Source organism: Streptomyces sp. NPDC046900, from assembly GCF_040644975.1.
Lineage (GTDB): Bacteria > Actinomycetota > Actinomycetes > Streptomycetales > Streptomycetaceae > Streptomyces.
On record NZ_JBEYXD010000017.1, the window covers coordinates 82,155 to 102,237 of the forward strand.

21 protein-coding genes and 1 pseudogene are annotated in these 20,083 nt (G+C 69.6%); 12 read left to right on the forward strand and 10 right to left on the reverse strand.

Annotated features, from left to right (window positions below):
* Positions 1-54: 54 nt before the first annotated feature.
* The 4 genes from ABZ904_RS19360 to ABZ904_RS19375 form a co-directional block, all read right to left on the reverse strand.
* Positions 55-639, reverse strand: coding sequence for a rhodanese-like domain-containing protein (locus ABZ904_RS19360; RefSeq protein ID WP_359392929.1), 585 nt, complete (start codon positions 637-639; stop codon positions 55-57).
* Between the two features lie 136 nt (positions 640-775).
* Positions 776-1,519, reverse strand: a complete 744-nt coding sequence (locus ABZ904_RS19365; RefSeq protein ID WP_360996463.1) for a sulfite exporter TauE/SafE family protein — start codon at positions 1,517-1,519, stop codon at positions 776-778.
* Positions 1,516-1,881 carry a rhodanese-like domain-containing protein gene (locus ABZ904_RS19370; protein ID WP_359392933.1) on the reverse strand — a complete coding sequence of 122 codons (366 nt, stop codon included), beginning with the start codon at positions 1,879-1,881 and terminating at the stop codon, positions 1,516-1,518. Before ABZ904_RS19370 ends, ABZ904_RS19365 begins: the two co-directional genes overlap by 4 nt.
* A 46-nt stretch (positions 1,882-1,927) precedes the next feature.
* Entirely contained in the window at positions 1,928-3,286 is a 1,359-nt protein-coding gene (locus ABZ904_RS19375; RefSeq protein ID WP_360996467.1) for an MBL fold metallo-hydrolase, read from the reverse strand.
* 318 nt (positions 3,287-3,604) lie between these two features.
* On the opposite strand from ABZ904_RS19375, the gene ABZ904_RS19380 reads away from it, so the two are divergent.
* The 7 genes from ABZ904_RS19380 (at position 3,605) to ABZ904_RS19410 (ending at position 8,172) form a co-directional block, all read left to right on the forward strand.
* Positions 3,605-3,886, forward strand: a complete 282-nt coding sequence (locus tag ABZ904_RS19380) for a metal-sensitive transcriptional regulator (RefSeq protein WP_359392938.1) — start codon at positions 3,605-3,607, stop codon at positions 3,884-3,886.
* A gap of 636 nt (positions 3,887-4,522) precedes the next feature.
* Positions 4,523-4,993 carry an acyl-CoA thioesterase gene (locus ABZ904_RS19385; RefSeq protein ID WP_360996471.1) on the forward strand — a complete coding sequence of 157 codons (471 nt, stop codon included), beginning with the start codon at positions 4,523-4,525 and terminating at the stop codon, positions 4,991-4,993.
* A gap of 139 nt (positions 4,994-5,132) precedes the next feature.
* The gene (locus tag ABZ904_RS19390; protein WP_359392943.1) at positions 5,133-5,561 is read left to right on the forward strand and encodes a hypothetical protein; all 429 of its coding nucleotides are present in this window, start codon (positions 5,133-5,135) and stop codon (positions 5,559-5,561) included.
* 532 nt (positions 5,562-6,093) lie between these two features.
* Positions 6,094-6,498 (forward strand): SsgA family sporulation/cell division regulator, encoded by a 405-nt coding sequence (locus ABZ904_RS19395; RefSeq protein ID WP_360996475.1) that lies wholly within the window; start codon positions 6,094-6,096, stop codon positions 6,496-6,498.
* Positions 6,499-6,681: 183 nt separating this feature from the next.
* Positions 6,682-7,536 (forward strand): Bax inhibitor-1/YccA family protein, encoded by an 855-nt coding sequence (locus ABZ904_RS19400; RefSeq protein WP_361824606.1) that lies wholly within the window; start codon positions 6,682-6,684, stop codon positions 7,534-7,536.
* Between the two features lie 127 nt (positions 7,537-7,663).
* On the forward strand, positions 7,664-7,813 hold the full coding sequence (locus tag ABZ904_RS19405; RefSeq protein WP_361824609.1) for a hypothetical protein: 150 nt from the start codon (positions 7,664-7,666) through the stop codon (positions 7,811-7,813).
* Positions 7,810-8,172 carry a hypothetical protein gene (locus tag ABZ904_RS19410; protein WP_361824612.1) on the forward strand — a complete coding sequence of 121 codons (363 nt, stop codon included), beginning with the start codon at positions 7,810-7,812 and terminating at the stop codon, positions 8,170-8,172. Before ABZ904_RS19405 ends, ABZ904_RS19410 begins: the two co-directional genes overlap by 4 nt.
* A gap of 77 nt (positions 8,173-8,249) precedes the next feature.
* Here ABZ904_RS19410 and ABZ904_RS19415 read toward each other — a convergent pair whose 3' ends face one another.
* The 4 genes from ABZ904_RS19415 to ABZ904_RS19430 form a co-directional block, all read right to left on the reverse strand.
* Positions 8,250-8,840 (reverse strand): DUF308 domain-containing protein, encoded by a 591-nt coding sequence (locus ABZ904_RS19415; RefSeq protein WP_360996487.1) that lies wholly within the window; start codon positions 8,838-8,840, stop codon positions 8,250-8,252.
* 44 nt (positions 8,841-8,884) lie between these two features.
* Complete coding sequence (locus ABZ904_RS19420) at positions 8,885-10,504, reverse strand: tannase/feruloyl esterase family alpha/beta hydrolase (RefSeq protein ID WP_360996490.1); 1,620 nt, start codon at positions 10,502-10,504, stop codon at positions 8,885-8,887.
* A gap of 338 nt (positions 10,505-10,842) precedes the next feature.
* Positions 10,843-11,055: a hypothetical protein gene (locus tag ABZ904_RS19425; RefSeq protein ID WP_361824616.1), complete on the reverse strand. Its 213-nt coding sequence runs from the start codon at positions 11,053-11,055 to the stop codon at positions 10,843-10,845.
* An 82-nt stretch (positions 11,056-11,137) separates the two neighbouring features.
* Entirely contained in the window at positions 11,138-12,127 is a 990-nt protein-coding gene (locus ABZ904_RS19430) for a YafY family protein (RefSeq protein ID WP_361824619.1), read from the reverse strand.
* Between the two features lie 92 nt (positions 12,128-12,219).
* Between ABZ904_RS19430 and ABZ904_RS19435 the strand changes: the two genes are divergently transcribed.
* A complete protein-coding gene (locus ABZ904_RS19435) occupies positions 12,220-12,618 on the forward strand; it encodes a VOC family protein (RefSeq protein WP_361824622.1) in 399 nt (132 codons plus the stop codon).
* A 168-nt stretch (positions 12,619-12,786) separates the two neighbouring features.
* Here the strand turns inward: ABZ904_RS19435 and ABZ904_RS19440 are convergent, their stop codons facing one another.
* Entirely contained in the window at positions 12,787-13,479 is a 693-nt protein-coding gene (locus tag ABZ904_RS19440) for a cytochrome b/b6 domain-containing protein (protein ID WP_359392962.1), read from the reverse strand.
* Positions 13,427-14,149, reverse strand: a complete 723-nt coding sequence (locus ABZ904_RS19445; protein ID WP_361824625.1) for a molybdopterin-dependent oxidoreductase — start codon at positions 14,147-14,149, stop codon at positions 13,427-13,429. The genes ABZ904_RS19440 and ABZ904_RS19445 overlap by 53 nt, the downstream gene beginning before the upstream one ends.
* Before the next feature lie 439 nt (positions 14,150-14,588).
* On the opposite strand from ABZ904_RS19445, the gene abc-f reads away from it, so the two are divergent.
* The 4 genes and pseudogenes from abc-f to ABZ904_RS19465 all read left to right on the forward strand — a co-directional run bounded on the left by abc-f (position 14,589) and on the right by ABZ904_RS19465 (position 20,000).
* Positions 14,589-16,223 (forward strand): ribosomal protection-like ABC-F family protein, encoded by a 1,635-nt coding sequence (gene abc-f, locus ABZ904_RS19450; RefSeq protein WP_361824628.1) that lies wholly within the window; start codon positions 14,589-14,591, stop codon positions 16,221-16,223.
* 79 nt (positions 16,224-16,302) lie between these two features.
* Positions 16,303-17,966 (forward strand): annotated as a pseudogene (locus tag ABZ904_RS19455) (ABC-F family ATP-binding cassette domain-containing protein).
* Between the two features lie 136 nt (positions 17,967-18,102).
* A complete protein-coding gene (locus tag ABZ904_RS19460) occupies positions 18,103-18,666 on the forward strand; it encodes a CGNR zinc finger domain-containing protein (protein ID WP_360996510.1) in 564 nt (187 codons plus the stop codon).
* A gap of 767 nt (positions 18,667-19,433) precedes the next feature.
* Entirely contained in the window at positions 19,434-20,000 is a 567-nt protein-coding gene (locus tag ABZ904_RS19465) for a hypothetical protein (RefSeq protein ID WP_359392973.1), read from the forward strand.
* Positions 20,001-20,083: the final 83 nt, after the last annotated feature.

Genomic DNA, 20,083 nt, shown 5'->3' on the forward strand with positions numbered 1-20,083 from the left:
CGTGCTCCTCACGTTTCACAGGGGCCGGCTCACAGGGCACCGGTGCTTACCTCCTCAGTCAATACCGACGCCGCGCAGGCGAGCGAGCGTGGCATCCAGGTCGGCCTGACGAGGCCGGTTGTGAGGGAGCTTGGCGAGCATGGCCGCCATGCCGCAGGTGTTGGTCAGGGCGGAGAAGACCAGGCCGCCGGCGATGCCTGCGGACAGCAGCTGGAAAGCCGGGTGCAGAACCAGACCGAGCAGCAGGCCCAGCAGGACGACCGAACCGGCGGTGAGACGGACTTGGCGTTCCATGCTCCAGGTCGCCTTCGGGGCTCCTTCGGGCCGGTGCAGGTCGTGACCCTGGGCCGCCCAGGCACCGGTGCCTCCAGCGAGTGTGGCGGTGTCGATACCGCGGCCGGCGAGGATGCGGCAGGCGTTCTCCGAGCGGGCGCCGGAGGCGCAGACGACGAGGATGCCGCGGCGCTCGGAGGCGGTGCGGATGTCGGGCAGGGCCCGGTCGAGTTGGTCGAGCGGGATGTTGAGGGCGCCGGGCACGTGTCCGCCCGCGTATTCGCCGGGGCTGCGGACATCGATGACGGTCAGCTCGTGGAGGCGCGAGTGGGCCTCGCGGGGGTCGAGGGTGGTGGGGGTGGTCATGGCAGATGTCTTCCTTGTGCGTCGGTGACACGGGGGCATGGACGAGGGTGATCGGAAACTTGCGCTGACAGGCACGCGGAACGGCGCGGGCAGCACGGGCCAGGGCGGCGGGTGGCTGCATCTGCCGAGGAGCGGCTCATACGAGTACGTCGACGAGCATGAAGGCGGCCACCGCGAGCAGGAGGCAGGCGAAGACCCTCTGGAGCGTCTTGCCCTTGATCTTCTTCCCCAGGCGTTTGCCGTCCCAGGCGCCCAGGATCGCCGCCCCGGTGAAGGGTGCTATCACCGCCCAGTCCAAGTGCATCCCGGTGCCGGCGCGAGCGGTGAGGGCGGCCAGTGAGTTGATCGTGATGACCAGCAGGCTGGTGCCCACAGCGGCGCGCATGGCCATACCGAGGACGCCGACCAGGGCGGGTACGGCGAGGAAGCCGCCGCCCACGCCGAGGAACCCGGTGATCGCGCCCAGTCCGGCTCCGGCGGCGCCGGCCTTTCCGGGGCGGACGTGGCCCGACGGCTTCGTGTGCGGCGGGCGCAGCATCCGCAGGGCCGCGAGCCCTGCGACGACGGCGAAGGCCACGGTGAGCACGGGCTGCGGCAGGTGGCCGGCTGCTGCCCCCGCGAGCATCGCGGGCACGATGCCCGCAGCGGCGAACAGCAGCCCGGTACGCCAGGCGACGTTGCCGTCCCGGGCGTGCCCGGTCAGGGCCGTGACCGAGGTGAGTGTGACGATGATCAGGCTCGCCGTGGTCGCTTCCGCCGGGCTGAAGCCGAGCAGGTAGATGAGGGCAGGCACCGCCAGGACGCTTCCTCCACCGCCGAGGCCGCCCAGGGCCAGGCCTATGACGCCACCTGCGACGAGCGCGAGAACCAGACCGGTCATGCGATGGAGCCGCTGTTCCCGCGTTCGTCGACCACGGGGTGGCCTGCGGCGGCCCACGCCTTCAGGCCGCCCTTGACATCGACGGCCTCGGCGCCACGTGCGGCCAGCAGTTCGACGGCGTCCTGCGAGCGGCGACCACTGCGGCATATCACCACCAGCGCCCGGCCCTGGGCCGCGGCCGGCAGTGCCGCCCCTGCGGCCAGCCGGGACAGCGGGACGTGCAGGGCGCCAGGGGCATGCCCTGCTTCCCATTCGGGCTCCTCCCGCACGTCCAGCAGAACGGCCTGGGCATGGTCGCCACCGGTACATCGAACGGCCTCGTCAACGGTGACCCGGTCGTCGCCGCGCCGGAAGAGGGACATGGCTCTACCTCTCAAGAACTCGAAATGGGTTTTCGTCCGGTCCGGCTCAGCCGGTGACCAGGTTCAGGCCGGCCTCGGCGGCGGCCGCGAACCCGTCGTCCACGGCCACCACGTCCCGGCCCACGGCATCGAGCAGCGAGGCGGCGATCGCGGCCCGCATGCCGCCGGCGCAGTGCACCCACACGGTGCCCGTCGGCACCTCGCCCAGCCGCTTGTGCAGTTCGTGGACCGGGATGTGCACGGAACCCTCGACGTGCCCGGCGGCCCGTTCCGAGGCCCGCCGCACATCGAGAACGACCACGCCGTCCGTGCCTCGCTCGGCCAGCCCGGCGAACGTGGACCGCGGGAAGGAGACCGGCCTGGTTCCCTTCGGCACCCACCGGTCCGGCGTGCCCGTGGCGGCAGCCGCGGGACGATCGATGCCGACCCGGACCAACTCGCGCTGTGCGGCCGCCAGTTGCTCCGGGGACTCGGCCAGCAGCGTGACCGGCTTGCCCCACGGAATCATCCAGGCCAGATACGTGGCGATCTTGCCCTCCGCCTCGAAGTTGAACGAGCCGGCGACATGCCCCTCGGCGAACGCGACGCGGCTGCGCAGATCGACCACCCACTCACCGGCGGCCAGCCGGTCGGCGATCTCCTCGGCGTCGGCGACGGCCGGCGGGGTCAGGTTCACCGGGACGGGTCCGGCGGCGTTGGTCGGCCCCATGTGCGTGTAGTAGGCGGGGACGTCATCGAGCTCGGCCAGCAGACGGGCGACGAAGGAGTCCACGTCGGTGGTGAGCGCCACGTTCACGGCCTTCTCCTTGCCGATCGTGGTGGCGTCGCCCTCTGCCTGCGCGGAGGAGCAGAAGCTGCCGAAGCCGTGCGTGGGCAGGACGGGCGTCTCGTCCGGCAGCTCGGCCGCCAGGCGGTGCGCCGAGGCGTGCTGGGCGCGCGCCAGTTGCTCGGTCAGGCGGGGTTCGACCAGGTCCGGACGGCCCATGGTGCCGATCAGCAGGGAACCGCCGGTGAACGCGGCCACGGGCAGGCCCTTCTCCTCGAGCACGAAGGAGGTGTGATGCGGTGTGTGCCCGGGGGTGGCGACCGCCCGTAGCGCGAGCCCGGCGTCGATGTCCGTCACGTCGCCGTCTGCAACCGGCACGCGGGCGAACGAGACGCGCGCTCCGGCCGGCACGAGATAGGCGGCGCCCGTCGTCCGGGCCAGTTCCAGACCGCCGGTGACGTAGTCGTTGTGGATGTGCGTCTCCACCACGTGGGATATCCGCACTCCGCGTCGGGCGGCGGCCGCGAGGACCTGGTCGATGTCCCGCGGCGGGTCCACTGCCACGGCCGTACGCCTGCCGCCGGCCAGGTAGCTGCGGTTGCCCAGGCCCTCCAGCTCGATGGTGTCGACGAAGTACATCGGGCGCTCCCTTCCTGAGAAATTACCCCCGGGGGTATATGAGACACCGTAGCACGGGTACCCCCGGGGGTATTCTGGGGCGGGATTGCGACAGCCGGCGGGCCAGCTGGTCTCCCGATCCGCCACCCCATGGGCGGCGCAGATGCAGCCAGGTGGTGGTTGTGCCGCGGGGCCTGGGCGGTTCACTCCCCGAGATGGGCACCGGCCGCGTTTGAAGGGCAAGAACCGCGACGCTGATCGTCAGGCGTGTTCTTCGGCGCCCCTGATCGCGGACCTCACGGGCTAAGATACCGGGAGGGGTATATCCAGGGAGTGGTCGTGGAACTGACGATGGCGGAGAAGGAACTCAAGGCGGTAGTCAACCGGCTGCGCCGGGCGCAGGGACAGATCACCGGCGTGATCAAGATGATCGAGGAGGGGCGGGACTGCGAGGAGGTGGTCACGCAGCTCGCTGCGGCTTCCCGCGCTCTGGACAAGGCGGGCTTCGCAATCATCGCGACCGGTCTGCAGCACTGCCTCAGCGACTCCGAGATGGCCGCTGACGGAGACCGAGAGCAGATGCGCGCCCGACTGGAGAAGCTCTTTCTGTCCTTGGCCTGAGCCGGGTGGACCGAGCTGCCCTTGGCCTGATCCGGATGGACCGAGCGTCGGGACCAGTACCGACAGGCAGCGCAGCTGTGGTCGGACCTCAACGGCGCGGCCCAGCCGTCCCCCGTCTTCATCAGCCGATACTTCATGCCGGCCTCTCGGCAACAGCCGGGCCGGGCCCGAAAATGGCGGTGCGCCGTGGTGTTCACTGATCCGGAGCGAGTCAGCTCCGCCGACCTCCTGGTGGGACGCGAGCGCGAGGTCCGAGGCTGCCCTTCAGGCGGCCCGGCTCCTGCTGCCGTCCAGGGTGTGACCAGGTGTGCCACGGGAGCTGACCGCCCTTGCCGACCCCCGGCCGGCGGCGCCGTCAGTCGTCCCCGGCCTCCGCGTCGGCCAGCCGCTTGAGCCACTCACGGAGCAGGCACCGCTCGCCGGGGCTGAGCGCCGCCGTGTCGCGACCGTCTACGCCATCGGGGAACGTGCCGCGGAGTTCATACGCGAAGGCGCCTCAGCCCGGACCCCTGCCCACGATCCTCACGGACCGGGTCCGCACTCCCCCCGTCATCCTCCGAAACACGTGTTCACACGTGTTTACGTGAGGCCCGGTCTCGTCCCGAGAGACGGGCGTATGACCCAAGGAGCAGAGCCATGTCCTCCACCACCCAGACCGCCGACGCACCGGGCACCGATGTCGGTGTCCTGATGCCCGTGGTCGTCCACTTCGACGACCTGGACCCGATGGGCCTGCTGCACAACGGCCACTACCAGGTGCTCGTCGAGCGAGCGTGGGGGTGGTTCTGGCGGGACAGGGGCGTCGGCGGCAAGAGCGACCTCGAAGGAGACGGCTTCAACGTCGCCAAGGCGCTCGACACCACCGACCATCTCCCCGTTTCGGGGATCGGCGAGTACGCCGTGCACCTGTGGATGAAGCGCCTGGGCAACTCCTCAGCCACCGCGGGCTACCGAATGTGCTCGGCCGACGGGAAAACGACGTACGCGCACGGCAGCCGTACCGTCGTCCGCCTCGACCGCACCACCCTGACGCCCACGCCGTGGTCCGAGCGGGTCTTGGAGATCGCCCGGACCATCGGTCTGCCGCAGACCAACGACAAGGCCTGAAGCGGGTCTTCGCCGGGCGATCGGCGGGGCCGGCATCTCCGCACCGAGCCCTTCAAAGTAACCGCCTTGACAGGTGACGCAAGCTCCTGGGAGGCTCTCGTCACCAGTCAGAACGGTTACTTCTCGGTGAGGACGTCCCATGGCAGTCGTACGGTTCGATCTCGTCTCCAAGCTCAGCCCGAAAGACGTGCTGGCGGTGCTGACGGACTTCAGCCCCTCACGCGCCAAGGCCTGGCCCACGATCGACGCCCAACACTTCGAGGTCCACGAACTCGGCGACACCTGGGCCGAGGTCACCGAGGGGACCGCCGCAGCCTGGGAGCGCGCGCGCTACGAGTGGGAGCCGGCCGGTGACACGGTCACCATCACCACGGTCGACTCAAAACTCTTCGGAGCCGGCGGCGGCTGGGTCTTCCGGATTACCCCGGAGGGTGACGGCACCCGGGTCGATGTCGAGCTGACACGGCAACCGAGCACGGTCAAGGGCAAGATGCTCGCAGCACTGCTCCCCCTGGCCGCGCCGTCATCCCTGCGCAAGTCCTTCGCGGGACCCCTGCAGGCGAAGTGACGCGCGCCCGGCCCCTGATCCGCGGGGCCATCGGTGCGGCACGGCTCACACCATGAGGGGCCGACAGCGCAAGCTGTCGGCCCCTCGTCATGTCGGCGCGGACGGCAGCCGGAGGTCGCCGGCCGGTCGCCATCACCCCTGCATACATCCAGTAGCCATCGCGGCCTGACAGGGCCTGCACGGCGCGGAATGAGGTACGTATCTCCTTGAGTTGCACGGGCAGTGGTGACGGCCGTGCGGCACCGGCAGACAATTGACTTACGTCACGTCCCCAGCACTCCGTAAGACACATCCAGGCGCCGCCTTTGCGCTGACGCAAGCCTCGCAGACGCCATCCACCGGAGCGGCTGTTCCGTCAACTGCTGCGTCCGAGACTGCCCTTCGACCGTCAACTGACCGATGTGCGCGTTCCGCCCCCTGGCGAAGAGTGGTGGACACAGACTTCGTCCCACGGAGGGGAACTCCTGCCATGCACCGTGATCACCCACCCCTGCAGGCACGTTCGGCGCCCGAGCTTGTGCCTTCACTGTCCTTGGACCTCACCCAGATGCTCGATGAATTCACCCCGCTGCCGATGCGAGCGGAGTTCCGCTTCGACCCGGACATGCCCGCGATGATCACGGTCGAGTTCCTGGCGGAACGAGGACCGAGTCTCATCTGGCGCATCGGCCGCGAACTTCTCCATGGCGGCTTGACGTCGATGAGCGGCTGCGGCGACGTACGCATGTGGCCGGCGCTGCCCAGAGAGCAGCCCTCGTCCTGGCTGCTTCTCGAATCGCAGGAGGTGGAGGCCCTGTTCGAGGTGCCCATCGCGGCCCTGGCGGTGTGGCTCGACACCACCTACGAAATCACTTCGGCCGAGGCCGAGTGGGACGGTCTGAACTGGGACGGCTTCCTCATGGAGCTACTCGACGACCCGGGAGCGCCGTCCGAATGACCGCCACCGGATCCAGCCACTGGACTTGCTCCGCAGTGCGTCACCTGTCAGAGTGGTGACGGGCAAGGCTTGCCGCCGCCCTCGGCCCGGCACGTGGCCGACGCCACACGTATGCCGTCCCGGGCACCCGATACCAGCGATGTGCCGCAGGCCGCGCGTGTGCGGCAGACGAGGAGGAATGACGTGAGGACCAGCAACCCGATCTTTTCCCGCTGGGGTGCCGCCCGTGACGCCGGCCCGGCCGACGCCTACGCGCTCCAGCCGGTGGGTGCCACGGTCGGAGGCCGGTCGACGGCCGACTACCAGACCAACCCCTACGCCCCGGGCGCCGGCACGTCACCGCGGACAGACCGGACCGCGGTGACGATGGACGACATCATCGTCCGTACCGGAATGACCCTCGGCACCGTGGTCCTGGCCGCAGTGCTGTCCTGGCTCCTGCTGCCCGTCGACGAGGCGAACATCGGCCGGTCCTACGGAATCGCCGTGGGAGCGGCCCTCTTCGCCTTCGTCCTGTCGATGATCCAGGCCTTCAGGCGGACGCCGTCACCGGCACTGGTCCTCGGGTACGCCGCGTTCGAGGGCGTCTTCCTCGGCGTACTGTCCAGCACGATCTCGACCTACATCGCGCCGGGTGTGGTCGTGCAGGCAGTGCTGGGCACCTTCGCGGTGTGCGCGGGTGTGCTCGTCGCGTACCGGATGCGCTGGATCCGCGTGAACCGGAGGTTCACAGGGTTCGTCGCCGCCGCCACGACCGGCTTCCTCCTCCTGCTGGTCGCCGACCTTCTCTTCTCCGCCTTCGGTGCGGGCAACGGCCTCGGCTTCCACAGCGGCGGCCTCGGCATAGTCTTCGGCGTCATCGGCATCCTGCTCGGCGCGGCGTTCCTCGCCCTGGACTTCAAGCAGGTCGAGGACGCCATCGCCTACGGCGCCCCGCGCGAGGAGGCGTGGCTGGCGGCCTTCGGTCTCACCACCACGCTGGTGTGGATCTACCTGGAGGTCCTGCGGGTGCTGACCATTTTCAACAGCGACAACTGAGTTCTCCGACCTCTGAGGGGCATGCGCGCCGCGCATGCCCCTCAGACGTGTCCGGACACGGGACCGCCGCATGAGCCTCCACGGAACCCGGCTCGTTCTCATGTCGACGACCTGACCGCCAGAACGGGTGAGCGCACTTCCACCGCGGCGCCGTCCCCAGGACGATCTGCTCTCCGCCCTCGTCGCCGTACGCGACGAGGACGACGGCCGCATCTCCGAGGGGGAGTTGGTGCGTACGGCGATGATGTCGGCCGTCGCCGGCCATGAGGCACGGTGAACCGACTGGGCAACGCCGTGCCGGCCCTGCTGCAACACCCCGATCAGGTGGGGCTGTTGCATGAGCGGCCCGAGCTGGTGCCCGGCACGGTGGAGGAGTTCCTGCGTTACGACACGTCCATGGAGGGCTCCCGCCACCTCGCCATCGGGCACAGCATCCACTACTGCCGGGGCGCCCCGCTCGCCCGCCTCCACACGACCACCGCCCTACGCACCCTGCACTCCCGCGTCCCGGAACTCGGAGTCGAACTCGCTGCGTCGGCGAACTCGTTGAAGTGGATCGGCTCCGAGATCACCGCGGTGTGCTGTCCCTTCCGGTGTGCTACCGCGTCGGCTGACGACGACCACCGTGTCGGCTGACGACGGCCACCGCACGAAAACGTCCCGGCCCGCGCCGTGGAGGCGCGGGCCGGGACGGAACCGAAGGGGTACGGCCGTCAGACGGTCCGGGTGCGCAACTGGCGGGTCTTCCAGCCCAGCAGCAGGGCCTGGAGGATGAACCACACCCCACCGCCCGTGGCGTACACCGAGAGCACGTCGAGCGAGGGGTTCTCGCCCGCGGCCTGGATGTTGTAGGTGATGCCGACGAGGAAGGACAGGCCGCCCGAGATCAGGGTCGGCCACTGCTTGCCCAGCTCGGGACCGCGCCGCCGCAGCCCGACGACCACCTGGGCGGCACCGGAGATGACGGCCCAGGCTCCGAACACATGGAGCACCGGTGCCTCGCCGCCGGCGCCGGCGATACCGATCGCGACGGCGGCCAGCGTGCTGAGCACCCCGTTGAACGCGATGATCCGGCGCTCGGAACCGTTGGGCGTCGCGCGGTAGTCGATGAGCGAGGACACCGCGTCGATCAGCGGGTAGACGACCAGCAGCGTGATCGCCACCGCGTCGACGTCCTTGTGGGCTCCGGCGAACACCAGGGCCCACACCACGGCGAGGACGCCGCGGATCAGGTACAGCTTCAGCAGGGAGGAACGTTCGCCCGTGGCCGCCTGGCCGGTCGGGGTCGCTGTCCGGGTGCTCATGTTGGTTCGGCCTCTCTCAGGTCAGGGGGTTGTCGCCGACCCGGTCAGTGCCGGGAGGGGGCGACGCAGCGGAAGCTGGAGGCGAGGGACGTGTCGCCCTCGCCCTTGTAGCGGGACACCTCGGGGTAGGCACACAGGTCACGGTTGACCTGCTCGCCCTTGGCGTTGATCAGGGTGGCGGGCAGCGTCTTGGGGGCCTTGCCGTGCTCGACCCAGTTGGTCAGCGCGGCGAGTCCGTCGGCCGAGCCGTCAAGTCCGTTGAGACCGCAGTGGTCGGTGTTCGGGGCGAGGAACACCCGGTAGAAGTCGTCGGCCTGCTTGGCGCCGCCCGTCTCCTGCTCGACCTGCTTGCGGTACTGCACGGTGCCCTGGGTGGGGATGTACTGGTCGGCCTGGCCGTGCCAGGTGATCAGCTTGCCGCCGGAGTTGCGGAGGCCCGACAGGTCGGGGTCGTCCGTGCCGATGACCTTGTCGTACTCGGCCTCGGACTGCTTGAACAGCTGCGTGAACTGGCTGTAGGTGATCTTCGAGACGTCGAAGGACGGGTCCTTCTTCAGCCAGAGCTTCACCCAGTATTCGGGCACCTGGAACGGCGCTCCCGTGACGTTGCCGTCGGCGTCCGGCGGGTTGGTCGCCGCCAGGCCCTTCAGGTCGGCACCGAGCGGGATACCGGACCACAGCTTCTTGCCCGAAGTGGTGCGCGGGCCGTCCCAGATCTTGCGGACCACGGCCGCGTCGGCCGCCGTGACGGTCAGCTCCCTGCCGTTGCACAGGACCTTGGTGCCGATCAGCGTGCGCGGGTCGAAGTCGCAGCGGGACGGGTCGTTGACCAGGCCGTCCGTGACACCGTCGAGCTTGTCGCAGGCCTTGACGGCGGCATTGGTGAAGGCGTCCAGCTCGCAACCGGTCGGATAGGTCTTCTCGTTGTTCATGACCACCTGCGGCCACAGGGTGGCGACCTCGAACTCGTCCCAGTTGATGGCGGGCGCGTCCGCGAGGATGCCGTCGAAGTCGTCGGGGTAGCGCTGGGCCTCCATGTAGCCCTGGCGTCCGCCGGTGGAGCAGCCGGTGAAGTAGGAGTAGGCGGCGCGCTTGCCGTAGACCCCGTCGACGACCTCCTTGCCGACGACCGCGGCCTCGTGCTGGGAGCGGGAGGCGAAGTTCTTCAGCAGCGCGTTGTCGACCTGGCCGTTGCTGTTCAGCACCCAACTGACGTCCAGGACGTCACCGACGCCGGCGTCGGTGGTGGTCGCGGCGTAGCCGGCCTTGACGGCGTTGCCCATTCCGACACCGTTGTCACCGGCGAGGTAGGCGGAGCCGCCGAGTGCCTGGAAGCGGCCGTTCCAGCCCGTCTCGGGCAGCCACGTCTGCACCTTGGCGTGGTCGCCGTCACCCGGGTGGGTGAGGGTGACCGTCACCTGGCAGAAGGCCGGGACATTTTCGGCCACGCCCTGCAGGATCCCGGTGCCGTGGATCGTGCCGCCGGGCTGGCGAACCGCCGTCACGGACTCCACCTTGGTGCCGGCCGGGGCCTTCACGGAGGGGTTCACACAGGCGGACGGCGCGGCGGCCGAGGTGGTCTGCGGCTCCGCCGAGGCGGTCGGCAGGTAGACCGCCGCAGCCAGCGGCACACCGGCCGCGAGAACAGTCAGAACTCTCTTCATTGCTTTCCCATCCAAGAAGTAGGTGTGCGCCTGGCTGCGACCACACGTGTGCGTGCCACGAGAAGAACGGTGGGTGGACCGAGTGGCCTCATCGCGTACGGCGTCCGCGCATGCCTGCGTGACCTCGGTGTGCGCCCCCGGCCTCGGGTTGGCCGAGGACTGAGCCAGACCTTATCACCGGTTAAAGCGGTGACGAAAGGAGCTGTGTCGAATTCAGGTGCCCGGGTCGTCCGTACGGCATCGACCCGGTCCTACTCTGGCCGCGCGCCCCACACCCCACATCAGTCAGTTGACGGTCCGCGCACCACATGCCCCGGCCGGACCCCGCACAGGACGTGTTAGGTCATACGACGGTCCGCCGCGCCACTGCCCGCGTCGGGGATGTTCCTCTGCCGCCAAACGGTCTTGGCCCAGTCGCCCGGCTGGATGATCCAGGCACGCTCAAGGCCGTCGACCAGGAACAGGCCACGCCCGTGCTCGGCCCACGCGCAGCCCTCATCGGTGAGCAAGCAGGCGGTGGGCACGGGCAGGCCGCTGTCCGAGTCCCGCACCTCCAGCCAGACGCCCGCAGCCGCAGGCCGACGTCGCTGCCCACATGGGCGAGGGCGTTGCTGACCCGCTCAGAGGTGACTGTCAGGCGTGGCGGGCGTAAGAGGCGAGGCGATCGGCGAACGCGACGACGAGGTCGCGCAGTTCATCGGGGCGCTCGATGACGAACGGCCGGTTGAGCGAGGCGAGTACCAGAGGCAACCAGTCGAGTCGCTCCGCCCGTAGCTCGACGCGCAGCCAGCGCTCGGTCGCCCGCTCCTCGCCTGCCGTGGGCGCGTCCTCCTCCAGGCTCGCGACGCCGGCGGGAAGGTGGGCGCGGATCTGCTCAACTGTCCCTTGAATCCGCAAGGTCACCGCATGCTGGTACTCAGCCGTGGCGAACCCTGTCACCACGCGCTGCGCCGGATCCGGACCCACGGGCGCTTCGAATGAGCCGGGCAAGGTCCTCGCGTCCGCGATGCGATCGAGCCGGAAGGTTCGGTCCTCGCCGATCCGGGCGTCCTTGCCCGTGACGTACCACCGGCCCGAATGGGCGACGATCCCATACGCGTGCAGCGTGCGTTCGCTGCCCCGTCCGTCGCGGTCGGTGTAGCGGATCGAGACCGGTCGGCGGTGGCGCACCGCATCGGCGATGGCGAGCAAAACCCCAGCGTCCGGGGTGTCGAACTCACCGGGCTGTTCCGTGAAGGCGAGAGCCTCCAGGAGTGTGTCGAGCCGACGGGCGATGTGCTTGGGCAGCACCCGCCGGATCTTCGCCGATGCCGTCTCGCTCGCCGTGTGCTCCATCGTCGTCAGCCCTGCTCGGCGGCCGGCGACCAGGCCGAGCACCACGGCCAGTGCCTCGTCGTCGCTGAGCATGAGCGGAGGCAAGCGGTACCCGGGGGCGAGCCGATACCCGCCGTAGCGGCCACGCACCGACTCCACCGGCACGTCCAGGTCGATCAGCTGGTCCACATACCGCCGCACGGTGCGCCCTTCGACGCCGAGCCGGTCGGCGAGTTCGGCCACCGTCCGGGTGCCGCCCGACTGCAGCAGCTCCAGGAGTGTCAGCACGCGGCCGGTGGGTCGAGGCATGTGCTCAGCCTACGTGAATAGAGGACCGATTCTGTCCACTATTTCTCCTAGCCTGCGAAGTACACGACTCCAGCACAGCCAAGGAGATCCCCATGGACTTCGTCTCGATCCGGATCATCACCAGCGACGTCGCGCGTCTCGTCGAGTTCTACGAGCGAGCCACAGGGGTGCGGGCGATGTGGGCCACCGAGGACTTCGCCGAGCTCAAGACCCCCAACGCCACCCTCGCGATCGCCGGCACCCGCACCGTCCCGCTGTTCGCCCCGGACTCTGCCCGCCCGGCGGACAACCACAGCGTGATCACCGAGTTCCTCGTCGACGACGTGGACCGCGTCCACCAGAACCTGACCGGCTTCGTCACCGACTTCGTCAACGAGCCCACCACGATGCCTTGGGGCAACCGGTCGCTGCTGTTCCGCGACCCCGACGGCAACCTCGTCAACTTCTTCACCCCCGTTACCCTGGCGGCCATCGAGAAGTTCGCACGTTGACGCCACGCACACCTCTCGCCCGGGCGCCCTGAGATGCCAGGGCGCCGTCGCCCGGGGTCAGCAGACACACGGCCGCAGCCACCGCGTGCAGGCGGTGGCCGCGGCCTGGCGGACGGCGCGGTGCAGCACCGCCGTCAACTCCTCACCAAGACTACGGCGGAGTGGGTATCACCCCTTGTCTGCTTCATCGGTCGCAGTACCCGCGCCCTCCTCACGCAGCCACCGGGAGTGGTACCGCTCCGCCCAGGAGCGGCTGACATACCCGGTGCGCATCCCCAGCCTCGCCTCGGGATCCTCGAAGGCCTTGCGCATGTGTCCGAGCACGACGAAGGTGATCGCCCAGGCGAGGAGATCGTGGACGAAGATCGCACTGGTGCGGGAGATGAAGGGCAGCAGCCCCATGAACCACATCAGCAGGCCGGTGAACGCCAGCACCAGCACGGAGCCGGCGATCCAGCCCGCGTAGAGCTTCTGACCCGCGTTGAACTTGCCCGCCGGGCGGGCCTCGGGCGACGTCCGGCGCCTGCGGACGGCCCGTAGCCACCGCCTGTCGTACACCGCGAAACGGTTGAGCCGACGAAGGTCCGCACGAAAGGCCGGAGAGAGGAGCCCCAGCAGGAAGGGCAGCGGGAGCGAGATGCCCGACCACTCGTGGACCGTGACCATCAGGTGCCGCCGCCCGACGAGTTGGGCCAGCGGTCCGAGGTAGAGGCAGGCGGCGGAGACCAGGCACACGAGCATCAGGTAGCCGGTGGCCCGGTGAACCATGCGCTCGGCGGTGCTGAAACGGCGGACACGGCCGTCGTGTTCAGGCCGCGTCGCGGTGCCGCTCGGCGTCGTCGAGCCAGCCGTCGATCGCATATCCACGCTCCTCCCAGTAGCCGGGAACGACCTTGTCGGTGACCGAGATGCCGGACAGCCACTTGGCCGACTTGTAGAAATACATGGGAGCCACATACAGGCGGACCGGGCCGCCGTGCTCGTGTGTGATGGGCTTGTCCTGCATGTTCAGTGCCACCAGGACGTCCGAGCGGCGCGCCTGCTCCAGGGTGAGGCTCTCGCTGTAGGCGCCGTCGAAGCAGGTGAACCGGATCGCCGCGCTCGGGGAACGCACCCCGGCGTCGTCGAGGATGTCCGCCAGCTTCACACCGTCGAAAGGCGTCTTCTCCACGCGCCATCCATCGGTGCACACGACGTCGTGGACGACCCGGGTCTGCGGCATCGCGCGCAGCTCGTCGAGCGTGTAGGTCTTCGGCCGATCCACCAGTCCGCCGACCCGCAGTTCGTAGTTCGTCTCGTCCTTGCGCGGCACCGAGCCGACGACGCTGTAGTACCGGAAGCCGCCCGGATTGGGCAGCAGACCGGTCAGGCCCGTGGCGTCGATCTGAGAGGCGGCGCCGAGGAACCCCTCCCAGCCGCGCTGAAGATAAGGCGCGGTGACGAGCCCCGCCGCGCCCACGCCGAGCATGCCCAGCATCGCCCGCCGCGCCACCGGTGCGCCCTCGGTCCTCCGCTTCGGCTTTCCTGCCATGGTCAGTGTGCTCCTTCGGATTGCCGGCGATCCCGGCGAGACAGGGCATGTGGACGGCACGGATAGGGCGACTCACACGTGTGAGCTGAGGCGCACCTATACACTCTATCGTCACCTGTTCAACCGGTGACGATAGTGCCATGGGGTCTCTGAGCTGTCAACAACGAGCTGCCGACTGCGTGACGATGCACACACGTATGAGTCCAGGCCGGCCACATCGCCGAGGACGGCTGCTAGGCTGTCAGCGACGTTGACCATGTATCGAGGAGTCGCAGACGTGGTAGGTGAAGACGACATCTCGGGGTGAGACCCGGGTCTGACGGCCACCGGCCGGCGCTCAGGAGCGCTGCCGAGGTGGCCGGTTTCGTCGTCCCCCTTTTTCCACGTCTGCCCAGGGCAGAGGTCCAAGCTCTGCCCTCAGTCCCTCCGAGGTCTTTCCATGTCCGACGCCGCCATCGTCTGCTCGAACCTTTCCTTCGCCTGGCCTGACGACACCCCGGTCTTCCACGACCTGTCCTTCAGCGTGAACACCGGCCGCACGGGCCTGGTCGCCCCCAACGGCTCCGGCAAGAGCACGCTGCTCAAGCTGATCGCCGGCGAACTCAAACCCGCCACCGGCTCGGTGTCCGTCAGCGGCACGCTCGGCTACCTCCCGCAGAGCCTGCCCCTGACCGGGAACCTCACGGTCGCCGAGGTGCTCGGCGTCGCCGCAGTGATCCGGGCCCTGGACGCCGTGGAGTCCGGAGACGTGAGTGAGGAGCACTTCACCACCATCGGTGACGACTGGGACATCGAGGAGCGCACCCGCGCCGAGCTCGACCGTCTCGGGCTGGCCGACCTCGCCCTGGACCGCAGCCTCAGCACGCTCAGCGGCGGCCAGGTCGTCTCGCTCGGCCTCGCCGCCCAGTTGCTCAAGCGTCCCGACGTACTCCTGCTCGACGAGCCGACCAACAACCTCGACCTGGAGGCCCGGCACAAGCTGTACGACGTGCTGTCGGACTTCAACGGCTGTCTGCTCCTGGTCAGCCACGACCGTGCACTGCTCGACCGCATGGAACGCAGCGCCGAACTCGGCAGCGACGAACTTCGCCTGTACGGCGGCAACTTCACCGAGTACGAGGAGGCCGTCCGCGCCGAGCAGGAGGTCGCCGAGAAGAACGTGCGCAACGCCGAGCAGGAGCTGAAGCGGGAGAAGCGGGAGATGCAGCAGGCCCGCGAACGCGCCGACCGCCGGCAGAGCACCGCCGCGCGCAACCTCAAGAATGCCGGCCTGCCCCGCATCTTCGCCGGCAACATGAAGCGCGGCGCGCAGGAGTCCGCGGGCCGGGCCGGGCAGATGCACGCGGCTCGTATCAGCGAGGCGCAGGCCCGGCTCGACGAGGCCGGCCGCACCCTGCGCGACGAGCAGCGCATCACCCTCGAGCTGCCCGACACCCGGGTGCCCGCCGGACGCAACCTCTTCCTCGGCACGGGGATGCAGGTCCACCTCGGGGACAAGGCCGTGTTCGCCGCGGGCGGTGTGGACCTGACCGTCCGGGGTCCCGAGCGCATCGCGCTGATCGGGCCCAACGGCGCTGGCAAGACCACTCTGATGCGTCTGATCACGGGCGAACTCGCCTCGGACGGCGGGGAGATCAAGCGCAACGACGGCCGGATCGCCTACCTCTCGCAGCGCCTGGACCTGCTGGACCTGGACCGCACCGTGGCGGAGAACTTCGCCGCGTTCGCCCCGGAGCGGCCCGAGGCGGAGCGGATGAACCTGCTGGCCCGCTTCCTCTTCCGGGGCGCGCGGGCGCACCTGCCGGTCGGGGTGCTCTCCGGCGGCGAACGGCTGCGCGCCACCCTCGCCTGCGTGCTGTGTGCCGAACCGGCCCCTCATCTGCTCCTGCTCGACGAGCCGACCAACAACCTCGACCTGGTCAGCGTGGGCCAGCTGGAGAGCGCGCTGAACTCCTACCAGGGCGCCTTCATGGTGGTCAGCCACGACGAGCGGTTCCTCACCGAGATCGGGGTCGACCGCTGGCTGCGACTGGCCGACGGAGGACTCACGGAGACGGCAGCCCCTGCGGTGTGAGCCGCCGGAGTGTGCCGTGGCCCGCGTCCGAGGCGCAGCTCCCGGCGGGCCGACCACCGATCACGTTGGACGGATCCCCGTGCCCCAACCCGCACTGCTCGCCCACGACCTCGTCCGCAACCTGGGCCGGCGCCGCGTCCTCGACGGTGTCTCCCTGACCGCCTCCCCCGGCCACCGCATCGGGCTGATCGGGGAGAACGGCGTCGGCAAGTCCACCCTGCTGCGGGTGCTCGCCGGCGTGGACGAACCCGATGCCGGAAGCGTCTCCCGCCCTCCCGAACTGGGCTTCCTGCACCAGGAGATGCCGTTCGACGCCGCCGCGACCGTCGCCACGGTGCTGGACGTTGCGCTGCGCGAGGCACGCGAGGACCTCGCGGAGCTGGAACGGCTCGGCGAGGAGCTCGCCCGCGTCCCGCAGGACGACCCCGGGCACCAGGAACTCCTCGACGCCTACGGCAGGCGGCTGGAACAGGCCCAGGACCGGGAGTCCTGGGACGCCGACCACCGCGCGGCCCTGGTGCTCGACGGCCTGGGCCTCGGCGCGTTCGGGCACGACCGCACGCTCGGTTCGCTCTCGGGCGGGCAGCGCGGCCGGCTGGCCCTGGCCGCGCTGCTCGTCCGGCGGCCGTCGGCGCTGCTGCTGGACGAGCCGACCAACCACCTCGACGACAGCGCCGCCGCCTTCCTGGAGGAGCAGATCCGCGGCCTGCCCGGGACCGTGGTGGTCGCCAGCCACGACCGGGCGTTCCTGGACGCCGTCTGCACCGACCTGATCGACCTCGATCCCGCGATGGGCGGCCCGGTCCGCTACGGCGGCAACTACAACGCCTACCTGTCCGAGAAGCGCGCCGAGCGGGAGCGCTGGGAGCGGCAGTACGCCGCGGAGCAGCAGGAGCTGGAGGAGCTGCGTCACTCGACGGGCGTGACCGCGCACCGGGTGGCTCCGGATCAGGGGCGGCGCGACAACGAGAAGATGGGTTACGGCCATCGGGCGGGCCGCGTACAGAACCAGATCTCCCGCCGGGTCCGCAATGCCGCCCGAAGGCTGGAGGCGCTGGAGCGCACCCCGGTCGCCGAGCCGCCGCGCCCCCTGCGGTTCGCGGCCGGGAACTGGCCGCACATGCCGAGGAGGGCACGCGGCCCTTGGTGTCCCTGCACAACGTGCGGGTGCCCGGCCGGCTCGCACTCGGCGGCCTGGAGGTCTCGGCGAAGGACCGGCTGCTCGTCACCGGTGGCAATGGGGCGGGCAAGTCGACGCTGCTCGCCGTACTCGCCGGATCTCTCCCGGCCGAGGGCGAGGTGCACCGGCGGCGCCGGCTGACGGTGGGGCTGCTCACCCAGGACACCGTGTTCGAGCGGTCCGACCGCACGGTCCGGCTCACCTATGAGCTGTCCCTGGGCCCGGCGCGGGCCGAGAAGGTGCCGCTGGGCTCCCTCGGTCTCCTGCACGAAGCGGACCTGGACAAGCCGGTCGGAGAACTGTCCGTGGGGCAGCGCCGGCGGCTGGCGCTGGCACTGCTGGTGGCCCGCCCACCCCAGCTCCTCCTGCTCGACGAGCCCACCAACCACCTCTCCCCGCGCCTGTGCGACGAACTCGAGGCCGCACTGGGTGCGGGCCTCGGCGCGATCGTCGTGGCGAGCCACGACCGCTGGCTGCGCCGCCGATGGCAGGGCCGCGAACTCCGTCTGGAACCGGGCCGCAGCCGACGAGAGGGGGCGGCGCCGGACCGATCCGGGTCCTGACCCGCGCGCTCACACATCCTGGCCTGCGTGGACCGCGCGAGATGTCCTACGCTCCCGACCGCGCCGGCGCCATGGGCACCCTCTGGAACGGCGACGCGTCTTGCGCCCGACGGGAATCACCTGTCAAGATGGTGATGTGAACCTGGATCATGTATTCGTATGCGGGCACCCGGCCCTCGACTTCGCGGCCACCCTCCGGGCCCGGCGCTCGGCCCGGTTCGAGATGTTCGTGACGCCCGAGCGGCTGAATGCCTGGTACCTGGAATCCGGGCTGGTGGACACGATCACTCCCGGGGAGGACGACGACGTCCGGGAGGCGACGGCCGTGCGCGAGGCCATCTACCGGCTCGTCACCAACCGCCGTCTCGGCGAGGAGTTCGACCGGGACGCACTCGACGCGGTCAACGCCGCCGCGCGCAAGACCCCTGTGACGCCTCAGCTCACCACGACCGGGCGGCTCACCGAGGCGACTCCCGAGCAGACGCTGGTGACCGTCGCCCGGCAGGCCGTGGAGTTGCTCAGCGGCCCGGACGTCCCCTTGATGAAGGAGTGCGGCAACCCCGAGTGCACGCGGGTCTACATCGACCGTTCCCGGGGCATGCGGCGCCAGTGGTGCGGTATGGAGTCCTGCGGCAACAAGATCAAGGCCGCCGCCTACCGAGCACGTAAGAAGACCGCGCCCGCCGTGGCCGCGCGCTGACCTCCTGACCCGGGCGGCGCACGGTCCCGTCGGACGTGACGTTCAGCCGGCGACGAGGTCCTCAAGGGGGCCTCGCGGATCGTGTTCAGTACGCCGTGCGTATCCGGTCGTCACTTCTGGGTGTCTCAGAGATACATGGCTCTGCGGCTGCGGTGGGCCGACTTCCATCGGACCCCGCGTTTCGGCAGAGGCCGAGCAGAGGCAAGGTGTGAGGTGTATGCCACGTGCGGCGAGCCGCCATGACCTGCCCCGGAGCCGGACCCATGTGATCTTCGTGGGCGCCTGTAGGGAAGGCGTGCCACGTGGACATGTGCGGCACCACCCCCACCTGAAGCCGCCCGCCCGCCAGTACGCCGTGAGGTGAGGGACCCCGTTCCGCGGGGCGGACGGACGACACCCGGCCTTGTCCCCCGGACCGTGCAACGCGGTCCCACCTGACCGATGCCGAGTTCAATCGGTCGGGCGAGACCGGCAGCCGCATCGAACACGGATGCGTCCCACACACACCGGTCCATGAAGGGGCGTCACAGGCGGTTCGGCAACACACTTACCGGGCAGTATGTGTGGAGCGAACCTTGTGCCACTGACGTCGTCGAACCCTCGGGAGGCCGAAAAAAGGGCCACACTTCCTACGTGCGCAGGCACATCAGCCCCTATCGTGAAGGGTGCACATGTCAGACGAGGCATCTGGCGTTGACACTTGTCCGCAGGGACCCTCGGCGTGGGTACCATGCGCAACATCATCCATATCGAGGAAGTGAATGGTTGTGACCAACCAATCAGCCGCCACCCTCCGATCGCGGTACGTAGCACAGGCCGCATCGGACCTGGAGGAGAACCGCCGGCGGCAGCAGGAGCTGCAGGAGAGAATCATGGTGTTGAAGCAGGAGGAGGCCCTCCTTGCGGACATCATCAACCTCGCCGAGCAGTATGAGGGTTTCGCGGACGCGTCCCGTCTGCCCGAGCAGTCGCAGGACGAGCCCGTCGCCGCCAAGGCGAAGCAGGCCCCCGCTGGAACCGCCTCACGGCGTTCCGCGTCGGCCAGGACGGCTCCTGCCGGCAACACGGCGAAGGCCGACGCGAAGGGGAAGTCGCGCCAGCCTTTGCTCGGTGACCTTCTGGCGGACCTGCTCGGCCAGTACAAGGAGCCGCGTCTGGCGAAGGAACTGCGGGACGAACTCCTCAAGAAACACCCGGACCGCAACCCCACACCGCAGGTGGTGCGGAACACCCTCGAATCCCTGGTCGCCAAGGGACGTATCAGGCGTCACAAGCAGGAGCGTTCCGTCATGTACACCCTGGTGAAGTCGGGTGCGGCGGGCAGCTCCGACTGACACGTCGGTGCGCCCGCGGACGGCGGTGCGTTGCGTGCCCCGATAGGCACCGTGTGCGACACGGTCCGCCACGCTGGACGGGT

Excerpts from the sequence above, each read along its gene's own strand:
- ABZ904_RS19360 (WP_359392929.1), bottom strand. The coding sequence starts at position 639 with ATGACCACCCCCACCACCCTCGACCCCCGCGAGGCCCACTCGCGCCTC.
- ABZ904_RS19365 (WP_360996463.1), bottom strand. The coding sequence starts at position 1,519 with ATGACCGGTCTGGTTCTCGCGCTCGTCGCAGGTGGCGTCATAGGCCTG.
- ABZ904_RS19370 (WP_359392933.1), bottom strand. The coding sequence starts at position 1,881 with ATGTCCCTCTTCCGGCGCGGCGACGACCGGGTCACCGTTGACGAGGCC.
- ABZ904_RS19375 (WP_360996467.1), bottom strand. The coding sequence starts at position 3,286 with ATGTACTTCGTCGACACCATCGAGCTGGAGGGCCTGGGCAACCGCAGC.
- ABZ904_RS19385 (WP_360996471.1), top strand. The coding sequence starts at position 4,523 with ATGTCCTCCACCACCCAGACCGCCGACGCACCGGGCACCGATGTCGGT.
- ABZ904_RS19390 (WP_359392943.1), top strand. The coding sequence starts at position 5,133 with ATGGCAGTCGTACGGTTCGATCTCGTCTCCAAGCTCAGCCCGAAAGAC.
- ABZ904_RS19415 (WP_360996487.1), bottom strand. The coding sequence starts at position 8,840 with ATGAGCACCCGGACAGCGACCCCGACCGGCCAGGCGGCCACGGGCGAA.
- ABZ904_RS19420 (WP_360996490.1), bottom strand. The coding sequence starts at position 10,504 with ATGAAGAGAGTTCTGACTGTTCTCGCGGCCGGTGTGCCGCTGGCTGCG.
- ABZ904_RS19430 (WP_361824619.1), bottom strand. The coding sequence starts at position 12,127 with ATGCCTCGACCCACCGGCCGCGTGCTGACACTCCTGGAGCTGCTGCAG.
- ABZ904_RS19435 (WP_361824622.1), top strand. The coding sequence starts at position 12,220 with ATGGACTTCGTCTCGATCCGGATCATCACCAGCGACGTCGCGCGTCTC.
- ABZ904_RS19440 (WP_359392962.1), bottom strand. The coding sequence starts at position 13,479 with ATGCGATCGACGGCTGGCTCGACGACGCCGAGCGGCACCGCGACGCGG.
- ABZ904_RS19445 (WP_361824625.1), bottom strand. The coding sequence starts at position 14,149 with ATGGCAGGAAAGCCGAAGCGGAGGACCGAGGGCGCACCGGTGGCGCGG.
- abc-f (WP_361824628.1), top strand. The coding sequence starts at position 14,589 with ATGTCCGACGCCGCCATCGTCTGCTCGAACCTTTCCTTCGCCTGGCCT.